Below are 6,416 nucleotides of genomic sequence, written 5' to 3' on the forward strand. Positions count from 1 at the left end.
GATATGCTGAATTTATTTGAGAGAAAATATACTGCAGCCCATCCAGACAACTGGTATCAATAGCCGTGAATGTTTAGCAGGCAGGTAATCCATACTATCTTGTATGCATTTTAAATTCGTGGTGGTTTTGGACATCCAATAAATAAACGAATAAAAGGATAAAATTCTTTTTTACTGCAGACGCAGCTTCTATGTTTTTCCAATCGAGAAAGGTGAGGACATTGATGTATCCTGGTGATTTATTGATTATTGGCGGTGCTGAAGAAAAATGCCACGGAGCCGAAGTGTTAAGTAAATTTGTGGAGCTTGCAGGAGGTTCCGAAAGTATAATTGGAATTCTTCCGACGGCCAGTGAAATACCTGATGATGTGAGCAGTGATTATGTTAAAACTTTCGGGAAGCTCGGGGTCAAGGATCTGCATGTTCTGAATATCAAGCACAGAAGAGAGGCAGAGGATCCGGAAGTATGCCGAATTGTTGATTCACTGACAGCCGTCTTTATTTCAGGAGGAGATCAAAGCAGGCTAGCCGACATTATTGGAAACACCAAGCTTCATATGAAACTTGCCGAAAGATGGAAAGAAGGCATGGTTCTCGCTGGCACCAGTGCAGGAGCATCCATAATGGCAAAGCACATGATTGTTGCATCCGATATGAAGCAAAATGAAGACAAGCTAAAAATAGAATTGGGCAGAGGTTTTGGATTTATGGATTATGTTTTGATCGATCAGCACTTTTCACAGAGAGCAAGGTTTGACCGATTATTGAGCGCTATTGCCGATAATAATGAAATCATAGGAATAGGGATTGATGAAAATACGGCGATCCTGGTCCGCAATAATGAGTTCGAGGTTTATGGAGAGCATCAGGTATTGGTGATGGATGGAAAGAGCAGTGATTATATTGATATTTCCACATCCAAAAATGGCAGTGAGGAATTAACCATATCCGGATTCAGGCTGCATACCTTGACAGCGGGTTACCGTTTTGACTTGACAGGACGGAAGCTATTATTGAAAAAAGGGGTATCCCAGAATGAAGATTAACCGTGTACGGTATTTGAAGGGTCCTAACTACTTTTCTTACAAACCCACGATATTTATTGAACTGGATATCGAGGAATTGGAATACCGGCCATCAGATACGATACCTGGTTTCATTGAAACCCTTTTACAGACATTGCCTGGCTTAAAACAGCACACCTGCTCCCCGGGGTATGAAGGCGGCTTTGTCGAACGGCTGAAACGCGGCACATGGATGGCACATATACTTGAACATATAGCAATCGAAATCCAGTGCAAAGCGGGAATTGACGTCCGCCGGGGCAAAACGATAACGGCAAGCAAGCCTGGCATCTATTATGTTACTTATACGTATAAGGAGCCTGAATCTGGTTTGTATTCATTTGAGGCAGCTCTTGAAATCGTGGAGCGCATCCTTAAAGGCGAAAGTGGAATTGACGCCAGTCCATATATAGAAAATGCAAGCAAGTTCTATTACAAAAACAAGCTGGGACCAAGCACAGAGGCGATTTATGAGGCAGCAGCCCAGGCGGGAATTCCTGTCGAAAGAGTCGGAAGCAACAGCCTTTTGCGTTTGGGTACTGGAAAAAAGCAAAAATATGTACAGGCTACAATTACGAGCCAGACCTCGAATATTGCCGTGGAGGCTTCCTGCGATAAGCAGTTGACCAAGGATATCCTAAGAGGGTGCGGTTTGCCGGTTCCGAATGGGGAAGTCGCATCCACCATGGAAGAAATCTTTGAGGCAGCCTCAAGAATCGGCTACCCTGTAGTAGTGAAGCCCCTGCACGGACGGCAGGGAGAAGGGGTTATTACCAATATCCATGATGCAGAAGAGTTGTTTAATGTTGTCCATTGCCTCGATGAACATATTGATTCCTTTATCATTGAAAGACACTATGATGGCAATGACTATCGTCTATTGGTTATAAACGGGGAGCTTTCAGCAGCAAGCTTGCGTGTACCACCATTTGTGATAGGCAATGGAAAGGATACAATTAAATCATTGATCGAAATAGAAAACAAAAATCCTTTGCGGGGAGACGGGCATGAAAAGCCTATGTCAAAGATCCCTCTTAATCATACAGTAAGTTGTTATCTGGAGAAGCTGGATATGTCTCTTGACTCGATTCCTGATAAAGGGAAAATTGTACAGGTGGTGGGAAATGCGAACCTATCGACGGGTGGCCAGGCGATCGATGTGACGGACCAGGTCCATCCCTCAATAAAAGATATTGGGATTCTCGCCGCGAAGGCAATCGGCCTAGACATTGCAGGGATTGATTTCATTTGTAAGGATATATCCAAGCCCTTTAACCCGGATCAAATGGCTATCATCGAAATCAACGCAGCTCCCGGCATTCGGATGCATCTATATCCAAATGAAGGGCCAAAGCGTGATGTGGGAAAAGCTATCGTTGATTATTTGTTCAGCAGCCGTGAGGAAGCGGCAATCCCCGTGATCGCTATAACCGGTACCAATGGCAAAACGACCACCACCAGGCTTATCGAATACTTTTTGTCCTCTCTGGATGTCACAGTTGGTATGACAAATTCAGACGGCGTGTATATAAAAGGACGCTGTATCGATCAGGGAGACTGCTCGGGACCTGTTAGTGCAAGAAAAATCCTTCATAATCCCACAGTGGATTTCGCTGTGCTGGAAACAGCAAGGGGAGGGATCTTGAGAGAGGGTCTAGCTTTTGCCCGCTGTGATGTGGGCATTGTGACAAATGTCGCTGAGGATCATTTGGGGATTGATGGCATTGAGACATTTGAACAATTGGTTAAGTTAAAGAGGCTCATTCCAGAGGTTGTGACAGAAACCGGCTTTTGCATACTAAATGCAGATGATCAGCATGTGGCAGAGATGGCCCCATATACTCCAGGGAAAGTGATCTACACTTCGGTGGATCCAAATAATCCTTATCTGCAAAGCAGTATGCGGCAGGGTGGAACAATCTGGTTCCTGGACCATGATGGATGGATAGTTTATGGTACGAAAGGAAAAATGGAACGAACCTTGCCTGTGAGGGAAATTCCTGTCACCATACAGGGTAGCGCAAGGCATAATATCTCCAATCTGCTTCAGGCAATGGCAGCTGCTCATTCCCAGGGAGTATCTATCGAAGTTCTAAAGCAGAAGGCAAAGGCTTTCGTTCCTGATTCAACGTTTTCCAAAGGAAGATTTAATATACAGGAATTGCTGGGACGAACAATCATCGTGGATTACGCCCATAACACTGCCGGAGTCCAGGCAATTTTTGATACGGTAAGAGGCTTTACGAAAAAGCGGACGATTAGCGTCATTGCTGGTGCTGGTGACCGTAAGAATGAAGAAATTATCTCCATGTCTAAAATAGTGGCGAAGAATTCAGATGTCTTCATAATTAAAGAAGATGATGACCTGCGGGATCGAGAACAATATGAAGTGGCACAGCTGATGCACCGGGCCGCCATCGAAACAGGAATGAAGGATCGATATCAGGCCATGATTGTGCTGAACGAGCTGCAGGCCTTCCAAAAAGCATTCTTGATTTCAAAACCTGGCGATTTGCTTTTGTTCTTTTATACGGATTTCAACTACGTTAAGAAATTTTTCGAAATGGCCGAAAAAACAATGCTGCAGCAAAAATTCAGCCAATAACTTATTTCAGGCTGAAGGAGCCCGCAGGAGTATTTCCTGCGGGGGTTATTTATATCGAACCTGCAGCACACTGGAGCTTATTTAATAATATAGATTTGTAAAAGTAATATTTGAAAAAATAGCATTGACTTATGATGCAACTGGAGGTATTATAACTAAGTCGCTATTTGACTAAGAGTATTACACATCAATTTATAAAAACTTGTTGACTAACTATGTGATACGATGTATGATGTGAGAGTCGCTAAAAAAAAGGTGACTAACAAATTCGTGGAAGTTGACAACTGATAAACATTATGTTATATTAGAAAAGTCGCTCCTGAGAGAAACGGCAATGAGATTGCTCTTTGAAAACTGAACAAAACAAGCGCCAGATTCTTGTTTCTTCTATAGAAATAAGACGTCTAAATAATAGTGAGTACACACTTTAAAAGTACAAGAGTTAAGGATCATCGGCTAAGATCGTCACGTCCTGTGACAACGCCGATGTTAGCACATCCATGTGCGTCACAAATTCTATCGGAGAGTTTGATCCTGGCTCAGGACGAACGCTGGCGGCGTGCCTAATACATGCAAGTCGAGCGGACAGAAGGGAGCTTGCTCCCGGAAGTCAGCGGCGGACGGGTGAGTAACACGTGGGCAACCTGCCTGTAAGACTGGGATAACTTCGGGAAACCGGAGCTAATACCGGATAGGTTCTTCCCCCGCATGGGGGAGGATGGAAAGACGGTTTCGGCTGTCACTTACAGATGGGCCCGCGGCGCATTAGCTAGTTGGTGGGGTAATGGCCCACCAAGGCGACGATGCGTAGCCGACCTGAGAGGGTGATCGGCCACACTGGGACTGAGACACGGCCCAGACTCCTACGGGAGGCAGCAGTAGGGAATCTTCCGCAATGGACGAAAGTCTGACGGAGCAACGCCGCGTGAGCGAAGAAGGCCTTCGGGTCGTAAAGCTCTGTTGTCAGGGAAGAACAAGTGCCAGAGTAACTGCTGGCACCTTGACGGTACCTGACCAGAAAGCCACGGCTAACTACGTGCCAGCAGCCGCGGTAATACGTAGGTGGCAAGCGTTGTCCGGAATTATTGGGCGTAAAGCGCGCGCAGGCGGTCCTTTAAGTCTGATGTGAAAGCCCACGGCTCAACCGTGGAGGGTCATTGGAAACTGGGGGACTTGAGTGCAGAAGAGGAGAGTGGAATTCCACGTGTAGCGGTGAAATGCGTAGAGATGTGGAGGAACACCAGTGGCGAAGGCGACTCTCTGGTCTGTAACTGACGCTGAGGCGCGAAAGCGTGGGGAGCGAACAGGATTAGATACCCTGGTAGTCCACGCCGTAAACGATGAGTGCTAAGTGTTAGAGGGTTTCCGCCCTTTAGTGCTGCAGCAAACGCATTAAGCACTCCGCCTGGGGAGTACGGCCGCAAGGCTGAAACTCAAAGGAATTGACGGGGGCCCGCACAAGCGGTGGAGCATGTGGTTTAATTCGAAGCAACGCGAAGAACCTTACCAGGTCTTGACATCCTCTGACTTCCCTAGAGATAGGGCGTTCCCCTTCGGGGGACAGAGTGACAGGTGGTGCATGGTTGTCGTCAGCTCGTGTCGTGAGATGTTGGGTTAAGTCCCGCAACGAGCGCAACCCTTGATCTTAGTTGCCAGCATTCAGTTGGGCACTCTAAGGTGACTGCCGGTGACAAACCGGAGGAAGGTGGGGATGACGTCAAATCATCATGCCCCTTATGACCTGGGCTACACACGTGCTACAATGGATGGTACAAAGGGCAGCGAAGCCGCGAGGCCGAGCCAATCCCATAAAGCCATTCTCAGTTCGGATTGCAGGCTGCAACTCGCCTGCATGAAGCCGGAATCGCTAGTAATCGCGGATCAGCATGCCGCGGTGAATACGTTCCCGGGCCTTGTACACACCGCCCGTCACACCACGAGAGTTTGTAACACCCGAAGTCGGTGAGGTAACCTTTTGGAGCCAGCCGCCTAAGGTGGGACAGATGATTGGGGTGAAGTCGTAACAAGGTAGCCGTATCGGAAGGTGCGGCTGGATCACCTCCTTTCTAAGGATATACAGACGTCAGGCGCTTATGTTTTGTTCAGTTTTGAAGGAGCGATTCCTTCAAACTTATAGGCAAATTAGAAGCAAGCTATTCGAGGAAGCAACTGAATGAGCACCGGAGCGTATTAGGATACGCGAGGATGTGAATGAGGGCAGCTGACGAAGAAGAGCGCCGCTTATCATTTGCCGGTTGTTCTTTGAAAACTAGATAACAGTAATAAGGCAAATTTTTGCGTCAATTTTTTAAAACACCGAGATGTAAAACTGATAATTTGTCAGGACCGAGGGATTCGAGGAAGCAATCGAGCGAGCACCGGAGCGTATTACACATACGTGAGGAGTGAGCGAGTGAAGCTGACGAAGAAGGCCGACGGTCATCACAAATTAGCAATGGTTAAGTTAGAAAGGGCGCACGGTGGATGCCTTGGCACTAGGAGCCGATGAAGGACGGGACTAACACCGATATGCTTCGGGGAGCTGTAAGTAAGCTTTGATCCGGAGATTTCCGAATGGGGAAACCCGCTGCCCGTAATGGGGCAGTATCCTTACCTGAATAAATAGGGTATGGAAGGCAGACCCGGGGAACTGAAACATCTAAGTACCCGGAGGAAGAGAAAGCAAACGCGATTTCCTGAGTAGCGGCGAGCGAAACGGAATTAGCCCAAACCAGAAGGCTTGCCTT

2 protein-coding genes and 2 rRNA genes (1 of these 4 only partly in view) are annotated in these 6,416 nt (G+C 47.0%); all 4 read left to right on the forward strand.

From position 1 onward, the window contains the following. Positions 1 to 224 precede the first annotated feature (224 nt). Entirely contained in the window at positions 225 to 1,046 is an 822-nt protein-coding gene (locus V1500_RS08610; protein ID WP_409305154.1) for a cyanophycinase, read from the forward strand. Continuing rightward, positions 1,036 to 3,669: a cyanophycin synthetase gene (gene cphA, locus V1500_RS08615; protein ID WP_409305155.1), complete on the forward strand. Its 2,634-nt coding sequence runs from the start codon at positions 1,036 to 1,038 to the stop codon at positions 3,667 to 3,669. The genes V1500_RS08610 and cphA overlap by 11 nt, the downstream gene beginning before the upstream one ends. 516 nt (positions 3,670 to 4,185) lie before the next feature. Beyond that, a 16S ribosomal RNA gene (locus tag V1500_RS08620) occupies positions 4,186 to 5,735 on the forward strand. 391 nt (positions 5,736 to 6,126) lie between these two features. Further along, a 23S ribosomal RNA gene (locus V1500_RS08625) occupies positions 6,127 to 6,416 on the forward strand (it continues 2,656 nt past the right edge of the window). Together the 16S and 23S rRNA genes form the textbook arrangement of a ribosomal RNA operon.

Source organism: Peribacillus sedimenti (assembly GCF_046237635.1).
Classification (GTDB): Bacteria; Bacillota; Bacilli; order Bacillales; family DSM-1321; genus Peribacillus; species Peribacillus sedimenti.